The sequence below is a fragment of the Paraburkholderia caribensis genome (assembly GCF_002902945.1).
Lineage (GTDB): Bacteria > Pseudomonadota > Gammaproteobacteria > Burkholderiales > Burkholderiaceae > Paraburkholderia > Paraburkholderia caribensis.
The window spans coordinates 465,383-489,563 of sequence record NZ_CP026101.1; the positions used below are offsets into that span (position 1 = coordinate 465,383).

Here is a 24,181-nt window from a genome sequence, read left to right on the forward strand (position 1 = left end):
TTCGAGGACGACGATGGACTGTATCTTCTGCCGTGAAGACGGTGGCGATGTGCTGTGGCAGGACGACACGCTGCGTGTCGTCCTCGCCGACGAACATGACTACCCCGGTTTTTGCCGGGTGATCTGGAACAGGCATGTCGCCGAGTTTTCGGATCTGGGCGAGGCCGAGCGCGACCGCGTGATGCGCGCGGTGTATGCCGTCGAGCGCGCGATCCGGCGCATCCTGCAACCCGTCAAGGTGAATCTGGCGAGTCTCGGCAACCAGGTGCCGCACGTGCACTGGCATGTGATCCCCCGGTTCTCCAACGACGCGCATTTTCCGCTGCCCATCTGGGCGCCGCGCCAGCGCACCGTTTCCGAAGCGATGCTGTCGCAGCGCCGCGCGCAGGCCACATTGCTGCGCGAGGCGGTACGCGGCGAAATCGAACACGCTCTCGTCTGAGGTCATCATGAGTGGATTGAAACCCGACACGCCGGTGCCCGCCGGCGTCGTCGTTCATGCCGTGTCGCGCGTGCTCGAATTGCAGTACGCGGACGGCAAGAGTTACCGCGTGCCGTTCGAACTGATGCGCGTCTATTCGCCTTCGGCGGAAGTGCGCGGTCACGGGCCGGGCCAGGAAACGCTGCAGACAGGCAAGCGCGAAGTGTCGATTACGGCGCTCGAAGGCGTCGGCAACTATGCGCTGCAGCCAACCTTCTCCGACGGCCACAACACGGGCATCTATTCGTGGGACTTGCTGTGGGACCTCGCGACGCGCCAGGACGAACTCTGGGCCGAGTATTTCGGCAAACTCAAGGCAGCAGGCGTCGACCGGGATGCGCCGATGCCCGTATCCGGCCCTGCGCACGGCCACAGTCACTGATACGATTCCCGGCCTTCCCGTCGCTTGATGCGGCGCAACAATCTCTTAAGAATACGCGAAAGGACGAAGCGCGATGACCAAAACCCACTTCGGCTATCAGACAGTCGACGAACAGGAAAAAGCGAAGAAAGTGGCCGGCGTGTTCCACTCGGTCGCCTCCAACTATGACCTGATGAACGACCTGATGTCGGGCGGGATGCACCGCGCGTGGAAGGCGTTCACGATCGCGCAGGCCAACGTGCGGCCCGGCTACAAGGTGCTCGACATCGCGGGCGGCACGGGCGATCTGTCGAAGACCTTCGCCAGGCAGGCGGGCGAGACGGGCGAAGTGTGGCACACGGACATCAACGAATCGATGTTGCGCGTGGGCCGCGACCGCCTGATCGACAAGGGCATCATCACCCCGACGCTGCTTTGCGACGCCGAAAAAATCCCCTTTCCCGACAACTACTTCGACGTGGTGACCGTGGCATTCGGCTTGCGCAACATGACGCACAAGGACGCGGCGCTCGCGGAAATGCGCCGTGTGTTGAAGCCGGCCGGGCGCGTGCTCGTGCTGGAATTTTCGAAAGTTTGGGACCCGCTCAAGAAGGCGTACGACGTCTATTCTTTTAAGGTGCTGCCGTGGCTCGGCGAGCGCTTCGCGAAGGATGCCGAGAGCTACCGCTATCTGGCTGAATCCATCCGTATGCATCCGGACCAGGAAACTTTGAAGACGATGATGGAACAAGCTGGCCTCGAAGCCGTCAAATATTACAATTTGTCAGCTGGCGTGGTAGCCTTGCATGTAGGGACGAAATACTAATCTCCCTAACTTCTCGTTTTTAAAAGGAAATTGGAGAAATGTCTGATTCGAATCTGTCATCTCGTTGTAAGGTTAAGGGGGCATGGGCGAGGAGAATCGGACTGATCGCGATGGTCGGCCTGATTTCGATCGGTACGCTGGCCTCGCTCGACGCCGAAGCGAAACGCATGGGCGGCGGCCGCAGTATCGGGCGTCAGTCGAACATCACCCAGCCGTCACAGCAGTCGGCGCCTTCGCAGTCGCCGGGTGCGCCGTCGCAGGCCATGCAGCAGCAGCGTCCCGCCACGCCGCCGCCCACGCCCGCTGCGCAGCCTAACCGCTCGCGCTGGCTCGGGCCGATCGCCGGTCTCGCGGCCGGTCTGGGTATCGCAGCGCTGCTGTCGCACTTCGGTCTTGGCGAAGCGTTCGCCGGCATGATGTCGAACCTGATCGTGATCGCGCTGATCGCGTTCGTCGCTATCTGGCTGATCCGCAAGTTCACGGGCCGCAAGCGCGACGCGCAGAGGCCGGCCTACGCGGGCGGCGCGCCGACGCTGAACGCGGGCGGCACGGGTTACACGCAGGAGCCGCGCTACACGGCGCCGCCGGCCGGCTCGTACCTCGGGCCCCAGGGCAATCCGCTGACCACGCCTGAAATCGCCACCGCGCCGGCCGTTCCGGCAGGCTTCGACACGGAAGCGTTCCTGCGCAACGCGAAGGTTTACTTCGTGCGTCTGCAGGCTGCGTGGGACGCGGGCAACATGGACGACATCCGCGAGTTCACGACACCCGAGATGTTCGCCGAAGTACGGGTCGACCTGAGTTCGCGCGGAGCCGAAAAGAACCAGACGGACGTCGTGAAGCTGGACGCCGATCTGCTGGGCGTCGAAGACCGCGGCAGCGAACATCTCGCGAGCGTGCGTTTCCATGGCCTGATCCGCGAAACGTCGGGCGGCGCGGCGGAGCCGTTCGAGGAAATCTGGAACCTGTCGAAGCGCAACGGCGAAGGCTGGCTGCTCGCGGGCATCCAGCAGCCGAATCATCACTGATCCCGTCAAGGATTAGCCGTTCGGCAGAGTCAGGCTCGAAGCGAACGGACGTTACAATAGGAACCCGCGTCGGCAGTCGCCGGCGCGGGTTTTCTCTTTCCACTGCCGATGACCCTTGCCGCCAAGCCCTTCGCTGCTGCCGTCAACCATCTGCTCGCCCGCGAAACGTGGGCGCGCGAACGTCTCACCCCATACGCCGGCAAAATTGCGCGGCTGTCCTGTCCTCCCGTCACGCTGATCCTGCTGGTGCAGCCAGACGGCTATCTGAGCGCTGTCGACGAAAGCGAAGCGCACAACACGTTCGATGTCACCGTCTCGGTGCCGCCGGACGCCGTTCCCGCGTTCCTGCAAGGCGGCCAGGCGGCCGTGATGAAGCATGTGAAGATCGAAGGCGACGCCGAGTTCGCGACGGCCATCGCGAAGCTCGCCGAGCATCTGCGCTGGGAGCCGGAAGAGGATCTGGCGAAGCTGATCGGCGACGGACCCGCATGGCGGATCGCGTCGGTGGCGCGCACGGTCGGCGATCATGCGCTGCGCACGGGCCGCAATCTGCTCGAATCGGTGGCCGAATATCTGCTGGACGAAAACCCGCAACTCGTGCGCCGCACCGCACTCGACGACTTCAACGTCGAGCTGGCGCGCGCCCGCGACGCGCTCGCGCGCGTCGAGAAGCGCATCGAGCGTCTCGAACAGAAGGTCGAAGCCCGCGGCGCCAATGCGCCGGGCGGCGCCGCCACGTCGCGCGGCACGCGCTAGTCACCGGGCTCAACCATGCGTTTTCTGCGTTTCCTCAAGATTTTCTTCACCGTCATCCGCTTTGGGCTGGACGAGATGATGCTGAGTCGCATCAACGACCGCCGCGTGCGGATGTTGCTGCGTATCACCACCATTGGCAGGAAGTTCGACCAGCCGCCAGGCGTGCGGCTGCGTCTCGCGCTGGAAAGCCTCGGGCCGATTTTCGTGAAGTTCGGCCAGGTGCTGTCTACGCGCCGCGACCTGCTGCGCCCCGACATCGCGAGCGAGCTTGCCAAGCTGCAGGACCAGGTGCCGCCGTTCGATTCGGCGGTGGCGATCGCCATTATCGAAAAGTCGCTCGGCGCGCCTGTCGATACGATCTTCGACGATTTCGAGCGCGTGCCCGTGGCGAGCGCGTCGATCGCGCAGGTTCACTTCGCGACCCTGAAGACGGGCCAGCACGCGGGCAAGCAGGTCGCCGTGAAGGTGTTGCGGCCGAACATGCTGCCCGTGATCGATTCCGATCTCGCACTGCTGCGCGACATCGCCGTGTGGGCGGAGCGTCTGTGGGCGGACGGCAAGCGCCTGAAGCCGCGCGAAGTGGTCGCGGAATTCGACAAGTATCTGCACGACGAACTCGACCTGATGCGCGAAGCCGCCAACGGCAGCCAGCTGCGGCGTAACTTCGCGGGTCTCGATCTGTTGCTCGTGCCGGAGATGTACTGGGAATACTGCACGGCGAACGTGCTCGTGATGGAGCGGATGGTCGGCGTGCCCATCAGCCAGGTCGATACGCTGCGGGCGGCGGGCGTCGATATTCCGAAGCTCGCGCGCGAGGGCGTCGAGATTTTCTTCACGCAGGTGTTCCGCGACGGCTTTTTCCACGCGGACATGCATCCCGGCAACATTCAGGTCAGTCTCGACCCGGTGCATTTCGGCCGCTATATCGCGCTCGATTTCGGCATCATCGGCGCGCTGTCGGACTTCGATAAGAACTATCTCGCACAGAACTTTCTCGCGTTCTTCAAGCGCGACTATCACCGCGTCGCGACGCTGCATCTGGAGTCCGGCTGGGTGCCGCCCACGACGCGCGTCGAAGAACTGGAAAGCGCGATTCGCGCGGTCTGCGAGCCGTATTTCGATCGCGCGCTGAAGGACATTTCGCTCGGCCAGGTGCTGATGCGGCTCTTTTCGACGTCGCGCCGCTTCAACGTGGAAATCCAGCCGCAACTGGTGCTGCTGCAGAAGACTATGCTGAACGTCGAAGGGCTGGGCCGTTCGCTCGATCCGGAACTCGACCTGTGGAAGACCGCGAAGCCGTATCTGGAGCGCTGGATGAACGAGCAGATCGGCGTGAAGGGATGGTATGAGCGGTTGAAGATCGAGGCGCCACAGTGGAGCAAGACGCTGCCGCAGCTGCCGCGGCTGATTCATCACGCGCTGGCGCAACGTCACGACGCGCAGCAGCGCGGCATCAACGACGAAACCATCCGCCAGATTCTGCTGGAGCAGAAACGCACGAACCGGCTGCTGCAAGGCCTGCTGATGTTCGGCGTGGCTGTCGGTGTCGGCGCCGTGCTGGCGCGCGCATGGCTCGCCATCGCGTACGGCGGCTATTGACGGCGTTTAAGGAGATGTACCGATGAGCGACTCCAGGCCGACCGTTCCACCCGTGCCACCCGATTTCGAGAGCCGCGATCCGAACGCGCCCGGCTTCTGGGACGAACGCTTCGAACGCGGTTTCACGCCGTGGGACCAGGCGGGCGTGCCGTCGGCGTTCAAGGCGTTCGTCGAACGGCACGCGCCGATGCCGGTGCTCATTCCGGGCTGCGGCAGCGCGTACGAGGCATGGTGGCTCGCCGAGAAAGGCTGGACCTTGCGCGCGATCGACTTCGCGGCCCACGCCGTCGCAGCTGCCCGGGCCCAATTGGGCACGCATGCGAGCCTCGTCGAACAGGCGGACTTCTTCACCTATACGCCGCCATTCGAGCCGGGGTGGATTTATGAGCGGGCATTCCTGTGCGCGCTGCCGCCGTCGCGACGCGCGGCCTGGCTGGCGCGCATGGCCGAACTCTTGCCCGCGGGCGGATTGCTCGCCGGATTCTTTTTCATCGGCGGCGGCTCGCCAAAAGGGCCGCCGTTCATCATCGAGCGAGCCGAGCTCGACGCGCTGCTATCGCCCCATTTCGAGTTGCTGGAAGACGAACCCGTCAGCGACTCGATCTCCGTCTTTGCCGGACGCGAGCGCTGGCTGACATTTCGCCGGCGTGGTGGAACAAAGGCTTGATTCCCGGTTCCGCCGCCCTCAGCTAAAGCGTGGCCGCCGCGTCGGCCGTTCCACCCCGAATTCCGGGGCGTGCCATTGTTTGCGGCTATAATTCAAGGCTTTGCAAGCGCTCAAAGAGTTTTCAGTAGGGACAAGGTCATGCCGATCTACGCTTATCGTTGCGAGTCATGCGGATTCGCGAAGGACGTGCTCCAGAAAATGAGCGACGCCCCGTTGACGCAATGCCCGGAGTGCGGAACCGATGCTTTCCGCAAGCAGGTCACCGCTGCCGGCTTCCAGCTAAAGGGTTCGGGCTGGTATGTCACGGACTTCCGTGGTGGCAATTCGGCCACCAATTCGGGCGGCGCTGCCAGCAGCGGCCCGGACGCGTCGGCGTCCAAAACGGAAAGCAAGCCTGAGGCGGCGGGTTCGTCCGGGAGCGAAGCGTCCACGGCCACACCGGCTGCGGCGCCGGCAGCGTCACCCGCTCCCGCTACCGCGAGCAGCTCGGGCACCTAGCAGTTTCGCCACCGTAAGGTGACGTAGACGCCGCGCAACGCAGTCGCGCGGATTTCTGGCGGTATACATGACGACCAAAAAGACGACGCTCAAATCGGTGTTTCTGACAGGCCTGCTGGTGCTGGTGCCTCTTGCCATCACGCTGTGGGTGCTCGGCCTGATCATCGGCACGATGGATCAGACGTTGCTGCTGCTGCCCCGGTCGTGGCAGCCGGAGCGGATGCTCGGCTTCCGCCTGCCCGGCCTTGGCGCCGTGTTGACGCTCGCCTTCATTTTCGTAGTCGGTCTATTGACGCAGAACTTCGTCGGGCAGAAGCTGGTCGGCTGGTGGGAACTGATCGTCGCGCGCATTCCCGTCGTCGGTCCGATCTACACCAGCGTCAAGCAGGTGTCCGACACGCTGCTGTCGTCGAGCGGTAATGCGTTCCGCAAGGCGCTGCTGATCGAATATCCGCGCAAGGGGTCCTACACCATCGGGTTTCTGACGGGCATCCCCGGCGGCGACGTCGTCAACCATCTCAAGGAAGACCACGTCAGCGTCTATGTGCCGACCACGCCGAACCCGACGTCCGGCTTCTTCCTGATGGTGCCGAAAAGCGAAGTGATCGAGCTCGACATGACCGTCGACGCCGCACTCAAGTACATTGTCTCGATGGGCGTCGTTGCTCCGCCCGCGAATCAGCCGGCGCCTGAGCGCCGCACGCCTGTCGAGCCGCCGCTGTAATGCCGGCTTGCGCCGCCCGTCACACGGTGCGGCGCGCGCCGTTCAACCAATGCAAAACGAAAGACAAACATCATGTCGATGAGATCTGAATACTGCGGTCTGGTGACCGAACACCTGCTGGGTCAAACTGTGTCGCTGTGCGGCTGGGTGAGCCGCCGCCGCGACCATGGCGGCGTTATCTTCATCGACCTGCGCGACCGCGAAGGCCTCGTTCAGGTCGTCTGCGACCCGGACCGCGCTGAGATGTTCAAGACGGCCGAAGGCGTGCGTAACGAATTCTGCGTCCAGGTGAAGGGTGTCGTGCGCAACCGTCCGGAAGGCACGACGAACGCCAGCCTGACGAGCGGCAAGATCGAAGTGCTGTGCCACGAACTGAACGTTCTTAACGCGTCGGTGACGCCGCCGTTCCAGCTCGACGACGACAACCTGTCGGAAACCACGCGCCTCACGCACCGCGTGCTGGACCTGCGCCGTCCGCAGATGCAACACAACCTGCGCCTGCGTTATCGCGTGACGATGGAAGTGCGCAAGTACCTCGATTCGCGCGGCTTCATCGACATCGAAACGCCGATGCTGACCAAGAGCACGCCGGAAGGCGCGCGCGATTACCTCGTGCCGTCGCGTGTGAACGCGGGCCAGTTCTTCGCGCTGCCGCAATCGCCGCAGCTCTTCAAGCAGCTGCTGATGGTCGCGAACTTCGACCGTTACTACCAGATCGTCAAGTGCTTCCGCGACGAAGACCTGCGTGCCGACCGTCAGCCGGAGTTCACGCAGATCGACTGCGAAACGTCGTTCCTGGGCGAGCAGGAAATCCGTGACCTGTTCGAAGACATGACGCGTCACGTGTTCAAGGAAACGATTGGCGTCGAACTGGACGCGAAGTTCGCCGTGATGCCGTATTCGGAAGCCATGCGCCGCTTCGGTTCGGACAAGCCGGACCTGCGCGTCAAGCTCGAGTTCACCGAACTGACGGACGCGATGAAGGACGTCGACTTCAAGGTGTTCAGCACGCCGGCGAACACGAAGGACGGCCGCGTCGCGGCGCTGCGCGTGCCGAAGGGCGGCGAGCTGTCGCGTGGCGACATCGACAGCTATACGGAATTCGTGCGCATCTACGGCGCGAAGGGTCTCGCGTGGATCAAGATCAACGAAGTGGCGAAGGGCCGTGACGGCCTGCAAAGCCCGATCGTCAAGAACCTGCACGATGCGGCCATCGCGGCGATCATCGAGCGCACGGGCGCGCAGGACGGCGACATTATTTTCTTCGCGGCGGATCGTGCGAAGGTCGTCAACGACAGCCTCGGCGCGCTGCGTCTGAAGATCGGTCATTCGGAGTTCGGCAAGGCGAACGGTCTGGTCGAGAAGGGCTGGAAGCCGCTGTGGGTCGTCGACTTCCCGATGTTCGAATACGACGAAGAAGAAAACCGCTACGTCGCCGCGCATCACCCGTTCACGAGCCCGAAGGACGAGCACCTGGAATATCTGGAAACGGACCCGGGCCGCTGCCTCGCGAAGGCGTATGACATCGTGCTGAACGGCTGGGAAATCGGCGGCGGTTCGGTGCGTATCTTCCAGGAAGACGTGCAGAGCAAGGTGTTCCGCGCGCTGAAGATCGGCGCCGAAGAAGCGCGCGCGAAATTCGGCTTCCTGCTGGACGCGCTGCAGTACGGCGCGCCGCCGCACGGCGGCATCGCCTTCGGTCTGGACCGCATCGTCACGATGATGGCGGGCGCAGACTCGATCCGCGACGTGATCGCCTTCCCGAAGACGCAGCGCGCGCAGGATTTGCTCACGCAGGCGCCGAGCGAAGTCGATGAGCGCCAGCTGCGCGAGCTGCACATCCGTCTGCGTCAGCCCGAGCAGAAAGCGTAAATGTGACCGTTTGCGCGGTTGCGTCGTTAAAACAACGACGTGCGCGCAAAACATCCAGCGAAAAAGGCGCGTCATGCGCCTTTTTCGCTTTTTGCGTTACAGTCGTTGTAAGCTCTGCCGTCCGACATGCAATCGCGCGGTCCCGTCAGCAAAACCGCGCCTCGCGTTATCACCATGCCGAAACCGCCGAAGATTCCGGAATCCGTTCTCGTCGTCATTCATACGCCCGATCTCGACGTGCTGCTCATCGAGCGAGCCGACCGGGAGGCCTTCTGGCAATCCGTGACGGGCTCGAAGGATCACGTCGACGAGCCGATCGCGCAGACGGCCATCCGCGAAGTGGCGGAAGAGACGGGCATCGTGATCGGCGGTGAAGTCGTGCCGCGTGAGGCGCTCGTCGACTGGCATCACCATATCGACTTCGAAATCTTCCCGACCTGGCGTCACCGTTATGCGGCAGGCGTCACACACAACACCGAGCACTGGTTCAGCCTGCAGGTGCCGCAGCGTCTCGAAGTGACGCTGGCGCCGCTCGAGCACACCGCGCATCTTTGGCTTCCCTGGCAAGAGGCTGCCGGGCGCTGCTTCTCGTGGTCCAATCGCGACGCGATCCTGCAGCTGCCGCAACGCGTGAAGGAGCGTTGCCGATGAGCGGCGGCGACGTCCGCCGCTTCGACCGGCTGACGCGGCATTTGCCCGGCCGGCGCTACTGGTCCAGGTATCGCTTTTGTTCCGGCAACACGGTGCGCCTGTTCACGGCGGGCGAGTCCTACTTTGCAGCGCTGATCGAACGGATCGACGCGGCAAAAAGCGACGTCGTGCTGGAAACCTACATCTTTTGCGACGACGCCGCGGGCCGTCCCGTCTCAGACGCGCTGATCCGTGCCGCCACGCGCGGCTTGCGCGTGCGCGTGATCACCGACGGCGTCGGCACCCAGCGCCTGCCGATGTTCAATGACTGGCACGCGGCGGGCATCGAGCATCGCATCTACAACCCGCATATCTTCGGACGCTTCGGCTTCTCGCGCACGCACCGCAAGCTCGCTGTCGTCGACGATCAGTTCGGGTATTGCGGCGGCATCAATGTCGTCGACGACTACGATCAGAACGGCACGCGTCTGCCTTACCCGCGCTGGGACTTCGCCGTCGAACTGGAAGGCCCCGTCGTGGCCGACGTGCTCGAAGCATTCGACGTGCAGTGGGAGCGCATCCGCATCGGCCACCGTCCGGCGCTCGTGCCGCCGCCCGTCGGCGGGGCGACACCGCAGGCCGCCACCGAACGCTTCGTGCGCGTGCGCCGCAGCGCCCGTGCGGCCGACATGCGCGCGATGGCCGAGCCGTGCGTCGCGTTCGTCGCGCGCGACAACTTCGTCAACCGCCGCGCAATCGAAAAGGCGTATCTCACCGCAATCGGCCAGGCGCGCACCGAAGTGCTGCTCGCCAATCCGTATTTCATGCCGGGGCGCAAGCTGCGGCGCGCGCTGATCTACGCGGCGCAACGCGGCATCGACGTGCGCCTCGTGATCGGCAGGAAGGAATTCGCGATGCTCGATTACGCGGTGCCGTTCCTGTACCGCACGTTGCTGAAGGCGGGCGTGAAGATCGCCGAGTACGAGAAGACGATGCTGCACGGCAAGGTGGCCGTGGTCGATTCGAACTGGGGAACGGTGGGTTCGTCGAATCTCGACGCGTTGAGCCTGATGCTGAACAACGAGGCGAACGTCGTGCTCGTGCTGCACCCGGAGATCGACCAGTTGCGCCAGTCGATCCTCGCAGCGTTCGACGAATCGCGCCGCATCGACGAAAAGCATTACGAAGCGCGCCCGGCGGGCGAGCGCCTCTTGAACTGGATTGCGTACAACACCTACCGGATCGCGATGAAGCTGCTGACCGTCGGCGGCTACGACTAAGAGCCGATTCAGAAAAGACAGACAAAAGCCGATTCATAATAATCAATAATCGGAGACAACTCCCAGCAGTTCTGGCAAATGATTCTAAAAATTCCGCTTCGTCTGATAGACGGATGACGGAAAATCAGAATGTCGTTAGAAACCCGTTTCTAATAAATTCCTTGTTTCGCGGACGGTCGGCCCCAATAATGGTACGACCGTTCGATTTTTCTTTCGGTCAAATCAGACGGTACACAGCTATGCGAAAAGGCGAACAAACGCGAGCCGCAATTCTGGATGCAGCACTCGATCTGGCAAGCCGAGACGGACTGGAAGGTCTGACGATCGGTCTTCTCGCCGAGCGCATGCAGATGAGCAAGAGCGGAGTGTTCGCGCATTTCGGGTCGCGCGAAGATCTGCAGGTCGAAGTGGTGCGCGAATATCACCGTCGTTTCGAGGACGAGGTGTTTTTCCCGAGTCTGCGCGAACCCCGTGGATTGCCGCGCTTGCGCGCGATGATCTCGCGCTGGATCGAGAAGCGCATCCAGGAGGTGACGACTGGGTGCATCTACATCAGCGGCGCGGTCGAGTATGACGATCGCGCGGAAAGCGCGGTGCGCGAGCAGCTGGTCGCGAGCGTCACGATGTGGCGCGCGGCGCTCACGCGAGCCATTTCGCAGGCAATGGAAGAGGGGCATCTGCGCGCGGACACCGATCCGCAACTGATGCTTTTCGAACTGTATAGCTTCACGCTCGGCCTGCATCATGACGCACGCTTCCTGCATCTGCCCGATGCCGTGCGCCTGACATGGGCCGCGCTGGAAAAACTGATTGTTTCGTATCAGAGCGAGAGCGCAAGCCGCTAGCGAGGCTGGGTGGGTCCTTATCGGATGGGTCCAGACGGCGGGGGAGGCTGGCAGTGGAGCTCGAGCCAACACCTTTGGATTGATTGGAGAGACTCATGGGACAGTACGCCGCGCCGTTGCGCGACATGCAATTCGTATTGCACGAGCTGCTGAACGTCGAAGCCGAGATCAAACAGATGCCGAAGCACGCTGATCTCGATGCCGACACGATCAACCAGGTGCTCGAGGAAGCCGGCAAGTTCTGCTCGGAAGTGCTGTTCCCGCTGAACCAGAGCGGCGACCAGGAAGGCTGCAAATACGAAGGCGATGGCGTCGTCACCACGCCGAAGGGCTTCAAGGAAGCGTACCGCCAGTACGTCGAAGCGGGCTGGCCCGCGCTCGGCTGCGATCCCGACTTCGGCGGCCAGGGCTTGCCCGCGTTCGTCAACAACGCGCTGTACGAGATGATGAACTCGGCGAACCAGGCGTGGACGATGTACCCGGGCCTGTCGCACGGCGCGTACGAGTGTCTGCACGCGCACGGCACGCCGGAACTGCAGCAGGCGTATCTGCCGAAACTGGTGTCGGGCGAATGGACGGGCACGATGTGTCTGACCGAGCCGCACTGCGGCACCGACCTGGGCATCCTGCGCACGAAGGCCGAGCCGAATGGCGATGGCTCGTACGCGATCAGCGGCACCAAGATTTTCATCTCCAGCGGCGAGCACGATCTCGCCGAGAACATCGTTCACCTCGTGCTGGCGCGTCTGCCCGATGCACCGCAAGGCACGAAGGGCATTTCGCTGTTCGTCGTGCCGAAGTTCATTCCCGACGCAAGCGGCAACCCCGGCGAGCGCAACGGTGCGAAGTGCGGCTCGATCGAACACAAGATGGGCATTCACGGCAACGCGACGTGCGTGATCAATCTCGACAGCGCGAAGGGCTGGCTGGTCGGCGAACCGAACAAGGGCCTCAACGCGATGTTCGTGATGATGAACGCCGCGCGCCTGGGTGTCGGGATGCAGGGTCTGGGGCTGACGGAAGTCGCTTACCAGAACTCGCTCGTCTACGCGAAGGAGCGTTTGCAGATGCGCTCGCTGACGGGTCCGAAGGCGCCCGAAAAGGCCGCCGATCCGATCATCGTGCATCCTGACGTGCGCCGCATGCTGCTCACGCAGAAGGCCTACGCGGAAGGCGCGCGCGCCTTCACCTACTGGGCCGCGCTGAACATCGACAAGGAGCTGTCGCACGCCGATGAATCCGTGCGCAAGGACGCCGCCGACCTCGTCGCGCTGCTGACGCCCGTCATCAAGGCCTTCCTGACGGACAACGCGTTCGAAGGCACGAACATGGGCATGCAGATTTACGGCGGCCACGGCTTCATCGCCGAATGGGGCATGGAGCAATACGTGCGCGACGCGCGCATCAACATGATCTACGAAGGCACGAACTCGATCCAGTCGCTCGATCTGCTGGGCCGCAAGGTGCTCGGCGACATGGGCGCGAAGCTCAAGAAGTTCGGCAAGCTGGTGACGGACTTCGTCGAGGAAGAAGGCATCAAGCCGGAGATGCAGGAGTTCGTCAATCCGCTCGCGGATATCGGCGACAAGGTGCAGAAGCTGACGATGGAAATCGGCATGAAGGCGATGCAGAACCCGGACGAAGTCGGCGCCGCGGCTGTGCCGTATCTGCGCACGGTCGGCCACCTGGTGTTCTCGTACTTCTGGGCCCGCATGGCGCGCATCGCACTCGACAACGAAGCATCGGGCGATCCGTTCTACAAGTCGAAGCTCGCCACGGCGCGCTTCTACTTCGCGAAGCTGCTGCCCGAAACGGCCTCGACGATCCGCGCCGCGCGCGCCGGCTCGAAGACGTTGATGGAAATCGACGAAGCGCTGTTCTAAAGCCATCGCGAGGCGGCGCCCGTCATTCATGCGCCGCCGCCACACTCACACCCCTATGCCGCGCGCCGCCCTTCGAAGCCCGCGCGCGGCGACTCGCGACACCGCATAACACCCCGGAGGAACGACGTGAGCAATCTGATCATTCGCAAGGTCGCCGTGCTCGGCGCCGGCGTGATGGGCGCGCAGATCGCTGCGCACCTGATCAACGCCAAGGTGCCCGTGCTGCTGTTCGACCTGCCCGCCAAAGAAGGCCCGAAGAACGGTATCGCGCTCAAGGCGATCGACAACCTGAAGAAGCTGTCGCCTGCGCCATTCGGCGTGAAGGACGACGCGCAATACATCCAGCCCGCCAATTACGACGACGACATCGAAAAGCTCGCGGAATGCGACGTGGTGATCGAAGCGATCGCCGAGCGCATGGACTGGAAGCACGACCTGTACGCGAAGGTCTCGCCGCATATCGGCCCGAACGCGATTTTCGCGAGCAACACGTCGGGCCTGTCGATCACCGAGTTGTCGAACGGTCTCTCCGACGAACTGAAGGCGCGTTTTTGCGGCGTGCATTTCTTCAATCCGCCGCGCTACATGCACCTGGTCGAGCTGATCCCGACCGCGGCGACGCGCCCGGAAATCCTCGACCAACTCGAGACGTTCCTCACCAGCGTGGTCGGCAAGGGCGTCGTGCGCGCGAAGGACACACCGAATTTCATCGCGAACCGCGTCGGCATTTTCTCGATCCTCGCGGTGATCAAGGAAGCTGAGAAGTTCGGCTTGCGCTTCGATGAAGTCGACGATCTGACGGGCAGCCGCCTCGGCCGCGCGAAGTCGGCGACGTTCCGCACGGCGGACGTGGTCGGTCTCGACACGATGGCGCACGTCATCAAGACGATGCAGGACAACCTCGCCGACGACCCGTTCTTCCCGGTCTACGAAACGCCCGCCGTGCTGGCCGGGCTGGTGAAGCAGGGCGCGCTCGGGCAGAAGACGGGCGCGGGCTTCTACAAGAAGGAAGGCAAGGCGATCAAGGTGCTCGACCCGAAGACGGGCAGCTATGTCGACGGCGGCGCGAAGGCGGACGAACTGGTCGGCCGTATCCTCAAGCGTCCGCCCGCCGAGCGCCTGAAGCTGTTGCGCGAATCGCAGCATCCACAGGCGCAGTTCCTGTGGGCGATCTTCCGCGACGTGTTCCATTACATCGGCGTGCATCTGGAGTCGATCGCCGATAACGCGCGCGACGTCGATCTCGCGATCCGCTGGGGCTTCGGCTGGAACGAAGGTCCGTTCGAGGGCTGGCAGACGGCGGGCTGGAAGCAGATCGCCGAGTGGGTGCAGGAGGACATCGCGGCAGGCAAGGCGTTGTCGGATGCGCCGCTGCCCGTGTGGGTACTGGAAGGTCCCGTCGCCGAAAAAGGCGGCGTGCATACGAACGAAGGCTCGTGGTCGCCGGCTGAAAAGCGCTTCGTGCCGCGCTCGTCGCTGTCCGTGTACGACAGGCAGGTGTTCCGTGCGCCTATCGCAGGCGAAACGGGCGCCGATCCGAAGACGTACGGTAGGACCGTGTTCGAGACGGATGCCGTGCGCGCATGGGTTGATGATCGCGCGGGCGAAAACGACGTGTTGATCGTGTCGTTCAAGAGCAAGCTGAACACGATCGGGCCGTCGGTGATCGACGGCATCACGCAGGCCATCGACGTGGCCGAGAAGGACTACAAGGCCGTGGTGATCTGGCAACCGACGTCGCTGAAACTCGGCGCGCCGGGCGGCCCGTTCTCGGCGGGCGCGAATCTCGAAGAAGCGATGCCCGCGTTCATGATGGGCGGTGCGAAGGGCATCGAGCCGTTCGTGAAGAAATTCCAGCAAGGCATGTTGCGCGTGAAGTATTCGAACGTGCCCGTGGTCGCGGCCGTGTCGGGCATCGCGCTCGGCGGCGGTTGCGAGCTGGTGCTGCACAGTGCGAAGCGCGTTGCGCACATCGAGAGCTATATCGGTCTGGTCGAAGTGGGCGTCGGTCTCGTTCCGGCGGGTGGCGGTCTCAAGGAGGCGGCACTGCGTGCCGCCGAGGCTGCGTCGCAAGTCGGCGCGACCAGTGATCTGCTCAAGTTCCTGCAGAAGTCGTTCGAGAACGCGGCGATGGCGAAGGTCTCCGGCTCGGCGCTCGAAGCCCGCGCGATGGGCTACCTGAAGCCGTCCGACACGATCGTTTTCAACGTCTTCGAACTGCTCGACACGGCGAAGAAGGAAGCGCGTGCGCTGGCAGCCGCGGGCTATCGTCCGCCGCTGCGCTTGACGCAGGTGCCTGTTGCGGGGCGTTCGGCGATTTCGACGATCAAGGCCTCACTGGTCAATATGCGCGACGGCCGCTTCATTAGCGAGCACGATTACCTGATCGCGAGCCGCATCGCGGAAGCGGTGTGTGGGGGAGACGTCGAAGCGGGCAGTCTCGTCGATGAGGAATGGCTGCTGGCGCTGGAGCGTCGTGCGTTTGTCGAGTTGCTCGGCACGCAGAAGACGCAGGAACGGATCATGGGCATGCTGCAAACGGGCAAGCCGGTGCGCAACTGACGAGAGGGAATACCAAATGACCAAGCAATTGCAGGACGCATATATCGTCGCCGCGAGCCGCACGCCGATCGGCAAGGCGCCGCGCGGCATGTTCAGGAACACGCGGCCGGACGAACTGCTGGTGCACGCGATCCGCTCGGCTGTCGCGCAGGTGCCGGGCCTCGACACATCGCTGATCGAAGACGCGATTGTCGGGTGCGCGATTCCCGAAGCCGAACAGGGTTTGAACGTGGCGCGCATGGGGGCGTTGCTGGCCGGTTTGCCGAACACGGTGGGCGGCGTGACGGTGAACCGCTTCTGCGCATCGGGCGTGACGGCGCTTGCGATGGCGGCCGACCGCATTCGCGTCGGCGAATCGGACGTGCTGATCGCGGGCGGCTGCGAATCGATGAGCATGGTGCCGATGATGGGCAACAAGCCGTCGTTGTCGCCGCATATTTTCGATCGCAACGAGGATGTGGGCATTGCGTATGGCATGGGCCTGACGGCCGAGAGGGTGGCGGAGCGCTGGAAGGTGAGCCGTGAGCAGCAGGATCAGTTCTCGGTCGAATCGCATCGCAAGGCGGTTGCTGCGCAACAGGCGGGCGAGTTCGACGACGAGATTTCGGCCTACACGATCACCGAGCGTTTTCCCGATCTCGCGACGGGCGAAGTGACGGTGAAGACGCGTGAGGTGAAGCTGGATGAAGGTCCGCGCGCGGATACGTCGATGGAAGGGCTGGCGAAGTTGCGCACGGTATTTGCGAACAAGGGTTCGGTGACGGCGGGCAACAGTTCGCAGACGTCGGATGGGGCGGGCGCGTTGATCGTGGTGTCGGAGAAGATTCTCAGGCAGTTCAATCTGACGCCGTTGGCCAGGTTTGTCAGCTTCGCGGTGCGCGGAGTGCCGCCGGAGATCATGGGTATCGGGCCGAAGGAAGCGATTCCGGCGGCGCTGAAGGCCGCGGGGCTCAAGCAGGACGATATCGACTGGATCGAGCTTAATGAGGCTTTTGCTGCGCAGTCTTTGGCTGTTATCAACGATCTTGGGCTTGATCCGGCGAGGATTAATCCGCTTGGCGGGGCGATTGCGTTGGGGCACCCGCTGGGGGCGACTGGGGCGATTCGTGCTGCTACTGTTGTGCATGGCCTGCGGCGGCGGAATCTTAAGTATGGGATGGTGACCATGTGTGTGGGGACGGGCATGGGTGCCGCTGGGATTATTGAGCGGGTTTGAGTAATCGTGGGGGCGTTGGTTGCGGGGCGCTGGTTTATAGGGTGGTTCGCATTTGCTTTTGCTGGCATCCGCGATGCGTTAGTGCGCGTCAGGCGTCGCCCCTGTGCGGGGCGGCACCTACTTTTCTTTGCCGCCGCAAAGAAAAGTAGGCAAAAGAAAGCGGCTCACACCGCCAGCGCTTGACGTTTGCCCACGGGCCCCCAACGTCCCCACGCTTCACACGGCAACGTGCTAGTTGATGGCCGTTGCCAACGCGCTGAATTAGCGCCTCACCCACTTCAAAAACCCGTACATGAGCCGGCGTCAGCGAATGGTATGTGCCGCCCAGGTGGCAAACTGTGTGTAGGTTTTCCTGACGTACACGTTAGCGCTCTTACAGGGTGGAGCGCGTGCGCAATTGGTCTGGAGTGAAGCATGTGGAGCACCGAGGGCCGACACACAGTTTGCCACCTGGGCGGCGGCGGACTGTCTGGCAAGGCGTGCCGTGGCGCGGGAGCGTGAAGCGGGTGAGGCGTCCAGCAAGAGCGCTGGCAACGAGCAGGAATGACGTGATTGCCGTGTGAAGCGTAAGAACCTTTGGGGGCCCTCAGGCAAGAAGAAATGTTGGCGGTGTGAGCCGCTTTCTTTTGCCTACTTTTCTTTGCGGCGGCAAAGAAAAGTAGGTGCCGCCCCGCACAGGGGCGACGCTTGAAGCGCGCTAACGAATCGCGGATGCCAGCGAAAGCAAAAGCAAACCGCGGATCCCAAGCGCAAACCACATTGCAAACCCCACCCGCAAAACCCGCAAAAACCTGGAGGAGTCACAAATGGACATCGAAACCACCCACACCGGCGACGTGCTGACAATCGCCTTCGCTCGCCCAGAAAAGAAAAACGCGATCACATCCGCGATGTACCAGACGATGGCCGACGCGCTGGCCGAAGCGCAACAGAACCCGGCCACCCGTGCGGTGCTCATCCGCGGCAGTGCAGGAATCTTCAGCGCCGGCAACGACCTCGAAGACTTCATGAAGCAACCGCCCGTCAGCGACAACGCCCCCGTCTTCCAGTTCCTCCGCGCGATCAGCTCGGCGGAAAAACCACTGGTAGCTTCAGTAGCCGGCGCAGCCGTAGGAATCGGCACAACACTGCTGCTGCATTGCGACCTCGTCTACGCCGCCGACACAGCGACCTTCTCGCTGCCATTCGCGCAACTCGGCCTTTGCCCGGAAGCCGCATCATCGCTGCTGCTGCAACGCGTCGCGGGCTATCAGGGGGCGGCGGAAAAACTGATGCTCGGCGAACCGTTCGACGCAAAAGAAGCGCACCGCATGGGCTTCGTGAACCGCCTGCTGCCTGCGGCCGAAGTCGACGCGTTCGCATTGCAGCAGGCGCAGAAACTGGCCGCCTTGCCCGCGTCATCGCTGCGCGTGACCAAGCAACTAATGAAACGCGCCGCGCAGCACGAAATCCAGACCCAGATGACCGACGAAGCCGTGCACTTCGCCAAGATGCTGCTCGCGCCCGAAGCCAAGGAAGCGTTCAAGGCATTCTTCGAAAAGCGCAAGCCGGACTTCCGCCAGTTCAGCTAACCGGGAAGAGGCCGGGCCGCGTCAAACCGTGTCGTAATCGACGTAGCCCGCTTCGCGACAGAAGCTCACCAGCCGCACGCTCGCCTCACGCGCAATCGTGATCGCCAGCGAAGACGGCGCCGAAATCGTCGCGACCATCGGAATATCGACGCGCGCCGCCTTGCGCACCAGCTCATAGCTCGCGCGGCTCGACAGAAAAACGAAACCTTCCTTCGTATCCACGCGATCCAGCGACAGCCGCCCAATCAGCTTGTCGAGCGCGTTATGACGGCCCACGTCCTCGAATGCATACTGGATCGCGCCCGTCGCGTCACACCACGCGGCCGCGTGCAGGCCACCCGTCATCTTCGTGAGCGCCTGGTGGGCGGGCAGTTCCTTCGCGGCGCGAGCGATCGCATCGGGCGCCAGGCGCTGCAGAAAGCCCGTGTCCGGCACGCGCTCGGGCGCCAGATCGAGCAGATCGATGCTCTCGATTCCACACACGCCGCAACCCGTGCGGCCCGACAGCGCGCGGCGCTTCTCCTTCAGCGCCACGAAGGCCTGCTGCACGACGGTCAACTGCACTTCCGCATGCGGCAATTTGCCGTCGCGGAACTCGACCTCGATGTCCTGAATGTGCGCGCCGCGCTCGACAATCCCTTCCGAAATCGCAAAGCCCACCGCGAATTCCTCGAGGTCGCGCGGTGTGCACATCATCACCGCGTGCGAAATGCCGTTGAAGACGAGCGCAACAGGCCATTCCTGGCCGACATGATCGGCGACGCTCTCGACCGCGCCGCCACGGTGCCGGCGCACCGCCTGCTCGACGATGCCCGGTTGTTCGCCCGTATCCAGTTCGTTCACCTGCTGACTCCTGCACGAAGAATGCTGCGACCCGGCTCAAGGCCGCCGCGCCGCCAATATGGTTCTAAAATACCTCAGACCGGCATAGCGCGTTGGCCGCCGAACAAGAGGAATCTGACATGGGACTCAATGATGCGCCCCTGCTGTTCAACTTCGAGGTTGAATCTTCGGAGAATTTGAAATTCATCCCGATGGTCGTCCGATTCAATCTCGACCGCTTCGGGCTGCGGATTTCGTTGGAACAATGGCAAATGCTGCCGCACGAAGACCGCGTGCTGCTGGCGCGTTTTCCCGTGGAAGACGACACCGCGATCGAGCCGAACTTCGATCACGCCCTGTTCGAGATGATGCGCACGCACGCGAACATCGAGCCTGAATGGTTCACGCCTGAGGATAACCCGGCATGGCGCGACACTGCAGTCGTGCCGGATACCGTTCTGAATCAGGCGCAACTCGCGAATCTTCCCGCGCCGGGCGCGGCGCAGTGGGCGCGGCTGGAGCCGTTTCAGCGCTATGTGCTCGCCAAACTGTCGCGCAAGACGGCGAGCAACCATGATTTTTTGCCGGCAATGAAGGAATTTGGCCTCGCCGGTTGAGTCTGGCGCAAGATTTTTTCTTTTTACCCTCAATCTCTTCCGATCGCTGCCGTTATCCAAAGGTTGGCGCGTAAAGCGCTGCGCCCGGCTGCGCCTCGTTCGTCCGCGCCGTCCGTGCGTGGAGCATGTGACCGCGCATCTGACTGGCCTCCCGCGCGCCCCCGCCTGCAGGATCGAACGACGTTCGGAACCTATGATCTCTTTTCTATCGAAGCGGCTGCTGATCAATCTGGCGGTCGTCGCCGCGGCGGTCGGCGCGAACGCCTTCGTCGCGTACACGCAGATTTGCGCACAGCGCGACGCCGATGCCCGCACGGTCCGCTCGACGGCTATCCGCCAGAATCTGGAAGCCTATCGCGCGACGCTCGAAGACGGTCTCGGCGTGCTGGGCCGTTACGAGGATTCGGCGAGGCCGGCGCCCGCCGATGCGGCGTCGGCGATGTCCGCGTCGCTCGCGAAGATCGACAAGGCGCTGCACGAGCAACTGGCGAACCAGCCGAACGTGGCCGGCGCGCTCGCGCAGCTCACCGCCAACGGCTCGCGGCTCGAGCAGGATATCGCGCTCGCGCTCGCCAAAACGACTGCACCTGAGCAGGACGGCTCGCGCGCCTGGGCTGCGCAGACTTATACGCGTCTCGGGATGGAAATCGACCGGCTCGAGGCGCGGATGGACCAGTTGCGCGCGCAGGAAGACCTGTCGCTGAAGGCGGCGCTCGACGCGTCGATGCGCGATTCGCGCTACGCGATGCTGTTCCTGATCGTAACGATGCTCGCGGGCAGCGGGCTGCTGATCTACACATTCGGCGCGCGGGAAAATGTCGCGCGCGAAAAGCTGCGCATCGCGAAGGCGCTGCATCGGCACGACGAGCGCTTTCGCGGGCTGTTCGAGCAGCATCCCGTGCCGATGTACATCTTCGACCGTGACACGCTGCGCTTTCTCGCGGTCAACTCGGCGGCTGTGCAGCAATACGGCTACTCGGAGAGCGAATTTCTCTCGATGACCGTGCGTGCGATCCGCCCGCATGCCGAGGTCGCGCGGCTCGAATCGCACTTGCAGCGCAGCGACGTGGCGCCGGGCGGCCCGCGCACGATGGCGGGCATCTGGCATCACCGGCGCAAGGACGGCTCGCAGATCAGCGTCGACATCTCGTATCACGCGATGACCTTCATGGGCCGTCCCGCGTTGTTCGTGCTCGCCGACGACGTCACCGAGCAGATCAACGCCGAAGCCGAAGCACAGCGTTCGAACCAGATGCTGGAAACGGTGATCGACAACATCCCGCAGCGCATTTTCTGGAAGGACAAGGAATTGCGCTATCTCGGCTGCAACATGGCGTTCGCGCGCGACGCGGGCCTGGCCTACCCGGAGCAGGTAATCGGCAAGCGCGACGAGGACATGCCGTGGCGCGCATTCGCCGACGAACTCGGCCGGCAGGACACCGAGGTGATGGCCTCCGGCGTGCCGAAGATGAACTACGAAACCGACATGGTGATCGACGGCGTGCATCGCACGACGGTGACGAGCAAGCTGTCGTTCACCGACAGCGACGGCCGCGTGATCGGCGTGCTCGGCTCGTACACCGACATCACCGAGCGCAAGCGCGCCGACCTCGCGCTGCGCCTGCAAAGCCGCGCGCTCGATGCGAGCGTCAATGCGATCCTGATTACAGCGCCTTCGAAGGAAGGCAATCTGATCGAGTACGTGAACCCGGCGTTCAAGCGCATCACGGGCTACGATCCGCAGGAAGTGATCGGCCAGGACTGCCGTGTGTTGCAGCGCGACGACCGGGATCAGGAAGGCATTGCCGCGATCCGTCAGGCGCTGGCGGCAAACCGCGAAGTGAGCGCGGTGCTGCGCAACTATCGCAAGGACGGCGTGCTGTTCTGGAATCAGCTGTATATCGCGCCCGTGCCCGACGCCAACGGGCAAACCACGCACCACATCGCCGTCATCAACGATGTGACGGCGCTCATCCGCTATCAGGAACAGCTCGAATATCAGGCGAACTACGACAGCCTCACGCGACTGCCGAACCGCAATCTGCTGCGCGACCGGCTGCAGCATGCGCTGATCGTCGCGCAGCGGCATCACAAGGGCGTGGCCGTCGTGTTCATCGATCTCGACGGCTTCAAGAACGTCAACGACAGCCTCGGGCATAGCGTCGGCGACCGGCTGCTGTCGGTGGTGGCGGACCGTCTTGCACGCTGCGCGCGGGCGAGCGATACGGTCGCGCGTCACGGCGGCGACGAGTTCGTGATCGTGATGAAGGATACCGTCGACGAGCAGTCGCTGATTGCGTGGATGGAGCGTGTGCGTGCGTCGATTTCAGAGCCGGTATGGCTCGACGGCACGGAGTTGTACGTTGGCTGTAGCATGGGCGCGAGCCTGTTCCCGCAGGACGGCGACGACGCCGAGACGCTGATGAAGAAGGCCGACCTCGCGATGTATCGCGCCAAGGACATGGGCCGCAACACGTTCCAGTTCTATCAGCCGGAGATGAATGTCTCCGCGGGCGCGCGGCTAAACCTGGAGCGGCGTCTGCGCCGCGCGCTGCGCGACAACGAGTTCCTGTTGCACTATCAGCCACAGGTCGATATCGAAACGGGGCAGGTGGTCGGCATGGAAGCGCTCGTGCGCTGGAGCGACCCTGAAGTCGGGCTGATTCCGCCCTCGCAGTTCATTCCCGTCGCCGAGGAAAGCGGGCTGATCGGGCCGCTGTCGGAATGGGTGCTGCGCGAAGCGTGCCGTCAGAACAAGGCATGGCAGGACGAAGGCTTGCCGCCCGCGCGCGTGTCGGTGAATCTGTCGGCGCGGCAGTTCCAGCAGCGCGATATCGCGAAGCTCGTGATGCAGGTGCTGGAGGAAACCGGGCTCGATCCGCAGTATCTCGAACTCGAGCTGACCGAGAGCACCATCATGCGCAACGCGGAAGAGGCTGTGTCGATGCTCAACGAACTGCACGCGCTCGGCATCGGTCTGGCGATCGACGACTTCGGAACCGGGTATTCGAGCCTCAGCTATCTGAAGCGCTTCCCGGTGGACAGGTTGAAGATCGACAGATCGTTCGTGTCGGATATCGGCGAATCGTCGGACGATGAAACGATCACGTCCGCGATCATCGCGCTCGCGCACTCGCTGAACCTGCAGGTGATCGCGGAAGGCGTGGAGACGTCGACGCAACTCGACTTCCTGAAAGAGCGTGCGTGCGACGAGATGCAGGGCTACTTCTTCGCGAAGCCGCTGCCGCACGAGGCGATTCCCGGCATGTTGCAGCGGGGCGCCGAGAAGGCGGCGATGATCGCGGCGAACGCCTGATAGTCAGGTTCTCATGGAGGCATACAAGGCCGCGCGCTGGGTGAGCGCGACCTGCCGGAATCAGTCGAGTTCCGGCAGCGCGCGCGGGCGGCGGTCGCTGTCCGTCGCGACATAGGTGAGGGTCGCTTCCGTCACCTTCACGGTTTCTTCCGAGAGGCTCATGCGCTGCGCGTAGACCTCGACGGCGATCGTTACCGAGGTGTTGCCCGTCTTCACGATATCTGCGTAAAAGCTCAGCAGATCACCGACGAACACAGGCTGCTTGAACACGAACGAATTGACGGCGATGGTCGCCACGCGGCCGTTGGCGCGGCGGCTTGCGGGAATCGAGCCGGCGATATCGACTTGCGCCATGATCCAGCCGCCGAACACATCGCCATGGACGTTCGCATCCGACGGTTGCGGGACGACGCGCAGCGCGCACGGTTTCTGCGGGAGGTTGAGAGTCTGGGTCATCGGGGCATCCATGAATTCAGTTGAGGCGACAGGGATGGCGCTCACGACCACAGCATGACCGGGAAGACCAGTGTCAGCGCGGCGAAAGCGGCGCCAGCCGGCTTCTGCGACAATATTGCCAGATCAGGAATTGTACGGGAAAGCGCCCGCTGGAGCTTATTGCCGGCGCGT

The 24,181-nt window shown here is 63.3% G+C and carries 21 protein-coding genes; 19 read left to right on the forward strand and 2 right to left on the reverse strand.

The genetic code is table 11. The features are described 5' to 3' along the window. The first annotated feature begins 13 nt into the window (after positions 1–13). The 17 genes from C2L66_RS02060 to C2L66_RS02140 all read left to right on the forward strand — a co-directional run bounded on the left by C2L66_RS02060 (position 14) and on the right by C2L66_RS02140 (position 18,799). A complete protein-coding gene (locus C2L66_RS02060; protein ID WP_054929695.1) occupies positions 14–442 on the forward strand; it encodes an HIT family protein in 429 nt (142 codons plus the stop codon). Positions 443–449: 7 nt separating this feature from the next. Then, positions 450–863: a gamma-butyrobetaine hydroxylase family protein gene (locus C2L66_RS02065; RefSeq protein ID WP_054929696.1), complete on the forward strand. Its 414-nt coding sequence runs from the start codon at positions 450–452 to the stop codon at positions 861–863. A 73-nt stretch (positions 864–936) separates the two neighbouring features. Then, complete coding sequence (gene ubiE, locus C2L66_RS02070; RefSeq protein ID WP_054929697.1) at positions 937–1,668, forward strand: bifunctional demethylmenaquinone methyltransferase/2-methoxy-6-polyprenyl-1,4-benzoquinol methylase UbiE; 732 nt, start codon at positions 937–939, stop codon at positions 1,666–1,668. A 38-nt stretch (positions 1,669–1,706) separates the two neighbouring features. Next, entirely contained in the window at positions 1,707–2,696 is a 990-nt protein-coding gene (locus C2L66_RS02075; protein ID WP_103323676.1) for a Tim44 domain-containing protein, read from the forward strand. 108 nt (positions 2,697–2,804) lie between these two features. Continuing rightward, positions 2,805–3,452, forward strand: a complete 648-nt coding sequence (locus C2L66_RS02080; protein WP_103323677.1) for a ubiquinone biosynthesis accessory factor UbiJ — start codon at positions 2,805–2,807, stop codon at positions 3,450–3,452. Between the two features lie 15 nt (positions 3,453–3,467). Continuing rightward, positions 3,468–5,051: a ubiquinone biosynthesis regulatory protein kinase UbiB gene (gene ubiB, locus C2L66_RS02085; protein WP_054929700.1), complete on the forward strand. Its 1,584-nt coding sequence runs from the start codon at positions 3,468–3,470 to the stop codon at positions 5,049–5,051. A 22-nt stretch (positions 5,052–5,073) separates the two neighbouring features. Further along, complete coding sequence (locus C2L66_RS02090; RefSeq protein WP_054929701.1) at positions 5,074–5,718, forward strand: class I SAM-dependent methyltransferase; 645 nt, start codon at positions 5,074–5,076, stop codon at positions 5,716–5,718. 138 nt (positions 5,719–5,856) lie between these two features. Continuing rightward, positions 5,857–6,216, forward strand: coding sequence for an FmdB family zinc ribbon protein (locus tag C2L66_RS02095; protein ID WP_060602356.1), 360 nt, complete (start codon positions 5,857–5,859; stop codon positions 6,214–6,216). 67 nt (positions 6,217–6,283) lie between these two features. Beyond that, entirely contained in the window at positions 6,284–6,940 is a 657-nt protein-coding gene (locus tag C2L66_RS02100) for a DUF502 domain-containing protein (RefSeq protein WP_035986599.1), read from the forward strand. A gap of 72 nt (positions 6,941–7,012) precedes the next feature. Further along, a complete protein-coding gene (gene aspS / locus C2L66_RS02105; RefSeq protein WP_054929703.1) occupies positions 7,013–8,812 on the forward strand; it encodes an aspartate--tRNA ligase in 1,800 nt (599 codons plus the stop codon). A gap of 174 nt (positions 8,813–8,986) precedes the next feature. After that, positions 8,987–9,463, forward strand: a complete 477-nt coding sequence (gene nudB / locus C2L66_RS02110; RefSeq protein ID WP_060602816.1) for a dihydroneopterin triphosphate diphosphatase — start codon at positions 8,987–8,989, stop codon at positions 9,461–9,463. After that, positions 9,460–10,722 carry a cardiolipin synthase ClsB gene (clsB, locus tag C2L66_RS02115; RefSeq protein ID WP_054929704.1) on the forward strand — a complete coding sequence of 421 codons (1,263 nt, stop codon included), beginning with the start codon at positions 9,460–9,462 and terminating at the stop codon, positions 10,720–10,722. The genes nudB and clsB overlap by 4 nt, the downstream gene beginning before the upstream one ends. A 239-nt stretch (positions 10,723–10,961) precedes the next feature. After that, on the forward strand, positions 10,962–11,567 hold the full coding sequence (locus tag C2L66_RS02120) for a TetR/AcrR family transcriptional regulator (RefSeq protein ID WP_035986590.1): 606 nt from the start codon (positions 10,962–10,964) through the stop codon (positions 11,565–11,567). A 95-nt stretch (positions 11,568–11,662) separates the two neighbouring features. Continuing rightward, on the forward strand, positions 11,663–13,450 hold the full coding sequence (locus C2L66_RS02125; RefSeq protein WP_054929705.1) for an acyl-CoA dehydrogenase C-terminal domain-containing protein: 1,788 nt from the start codon (positions 11,663–11,665) through the stop codon (positions 13,448–13,450). A 126-nt stretch (positions 13,451–13,576) separates the two neighbouring features. Further along, positions 13,577–16,012, forward strand: coding sequence for a 3-hydroxyacyl-CoA dehydrogenase/enoyl-CoA hydratase family protein (locus tag C2L66_RS02130; protein WP_060602352.1), 2,436 nt, complete (start codon positions 13,577–13,579; stop codon positions 16,010–16,012). A gap of 16 nt (positions 16,013–16,028) precedes the next feature. Continuing rightward, entirely contained in the window at positions 16,029–17,228 is a 1,200-nt protein-coding gene (locus tag C2L66_RS02135) for an acetyl-CoA C-acyltransferase (protein WP_060602349.1), read from the forward strand. A gap of 806 nt (positions 17,229–18,034) precedes the next feature. Continuing rightward, positions 18,035–18,799 carry an enoyl-CoA hydratase gene (locus C2L66_RS02140; protein WP_060602346.1) on the forward strand — a complete coding sequence of 255 codons (765 nt, stop codon included), beginning with the start codon at positions 18,035–18,037 and terminating at the stop codon, positions 18,797–18,799. 21 nt (positions 18,800–18,820) lie between these two features. Here C2L66_RS02140 and fdhD read toward each other — a convergent pair whose 3' ends face one another. Beyond that, positions 18,821–19,642: a formate dehydrogenase accessory sulfurtransferase FdhD gene (fdhD, locus tag C2L66_RS02145; protein ID WP_060602343.1), complete on the reverse strand. Its 822-nt coding sequence runs from the start codon at positions 19,640–19,642 to the stop codon at positions 18,821–18,823. A gap of 119 nt (positions 19,643–19,761) precedes the next feature. Between fdhD and C2L66_RS02150 the strand changes: the two genes are divergently transcribed. Then, positions 19,762–20,238: a nitrate reductase associated protein gene (locus C2L66_RS02150; RefSeq protein WP_035987597.1), complete on the forward strand. Its 477-nt coding sequence runs from the start codon at positions 19,762–19,764 to the stop codon at positions 20,236–20,238. A gap of 193 nt (positions 20,239–20,431) precedes the next feature. After that, positions 20,432–23,554: a sensor domain-containing protein gene (locus C2L66_RS02155; protein ID WP_054929710.1), complete on the forward strand. Its 3,123-nt coding sequence runs from the start codon at positions 20,432–20,434 to the stop codon at positions 23,552–23,554. 60 nt (positions 23,555–23,614) lie between these two features. Here C2L66_RS02155 and C2L66_RS02160 read toward each other — a convergent pair whose 3' ends face one another. Beyond that, a complete protein-coding gene (locus C2L66_RS02160) occupies positions 23,615–24,010 on the reverse strand; it encodes an acyl-CoA thioesterase (RefSeq protein WP_060602340.1) in 396 nt (131 codons plus the stop codon). Positions 24,011–24,181 lie beyond the last annotated feature (171 nt).

Excerpts from the sequence above, each read along its gene's own strand:
- C2L66_RS02060 (WP_054929695.1), top strand. The coding sequence starts at position 14 with ATGGACTGTATCTTCTGCCGTGAAGACGGTGGCGATGTGCTGTGGCAG.
- C2L66_RS02065 (WP_054929696.1), top strand. The coding sequence starts at position 450 with ATGAGTGGATTGAAACCCGACACGCCGGTGCCCGCCGGCGTCGTCGTT.
- ubiE (WP_054929697.1), top strand. The coding sequence starts at position 937 with ATGACCAAAACCCACTTCGGCTATCAGACAGTCGACGAACAGGAAAAA.
- C2L66_RS02075 (WP_103323676.1), top strand. The coding sequence starts at position 1,707 with ATGTCTGATTCGAATCTGTCATCTCGTTGTAAGGTTAAGGGGGCATGG.
- C2L66_RS02080 (WP_103323677.1), top strand. The coding sequence starts at position 2,805 with ATGACCCTTGCCGCCAAGCCCTTCGCTGCTGCCGTCAACCATCTGCTC.
- ubiB (WP_054929700.1), top strand. The coding sequence starts at position 3,468 with ATGCGTTTTCTGCGTTTCCTCAAGATTTTCTTCACCGTCATCCGCTTT.
- C2L66_RS02090 (WP_054929701.1), top strand. The coding sequence starts at position 5,074 with ATGAGCGACTCCAGGCCGACCGTTCCACCCGTGCCACCCGATTTCGAG.
- C2L66_RS02095 (WP_060602356.1), top strand. The coding sequence starts at position 5,857 with ATGCCGATCTACGCTTATCGTTGCGAGTCATGCGGATTCGCGAAGGAC.
- C2L66_RS02100 (WP_035986599.1), top strand. The coding sequence starts at position 6,284 with ATGACGACCAAAAAGACGACGCTCAAATCGGTGTTTCTGACAGGCCTG.
- aspS (WP_054929703.1), top strand. The coding sequence starts at position 7,013 with ATGTCGATGAGATCTGAATACTGCGGTCTGGTGACCGAACACCTGCTG.
- nudB (WP_060602816.1), top strand. The coding sequence starts at position 8,987 with ATGCCGAAACCGCCGAAGATTCCGGAATCCGTTCTCGTCGTCATTCAT.
- clsB (WP_054929704.1), top strand. The coding sequence starts at position 9,460 with ATGAGCGGCGGCGACGTCCGCCGCTTCGACCGGCTGACGCGGCATTTG.
- C2L66_RS02120 (WP_035986590.1), top strand. The coding sequence starts at position 10,962 with ATGCGAAAAGGCGAACAAACGCGAGCCGCAATTCTGGATGCAGCACTC.
- C2L66_RS02125 (WP_054929705.1), top strand. The coding sequence starts at position 11,663 with ATGGGACAGTACGCCGCGCCGTTGCGCGACATGCAATTCGTATTGCAC.
- C2L66_RS02135 (WP_060602349.1), top strand. The coding sequence starts at position 16,029 with ATGACCAAGCAATTGCAGGACGCATATATCGTCGCCGCGAGCCGCACG.
- C2L66_RS02140 (WP_060602346.1), top strand. The coding sequence starts at position 18,035 with ATGGACATCGAAACCACCCACACCGGCGACGTGCTGACAATCGCCTTC.
- C2L66_RS02150 (WP_035987597.1), top strand. The coding sequence starts at position 19,762 with ATGGGACTCAATGATGCGCCCCTGCTGTTCAACTTCGAGGTTGAATCT.
- C2L66_RS02155 (WP_054929710.1), top strand. The coding sequence starts at position 20,432 with ATGATCTCTTTTCTATCGAAGCGGCTGCTGATCAATCTGGCGGTCGTC.
- C2L66_RS02160 (WP_060602340.1), bottom strand. The coding sequence starts at position 24,010 with ATGACCCAGACTCTCAACCTCCCGCAGAAACCGTGCGCGCTGCGCGTC.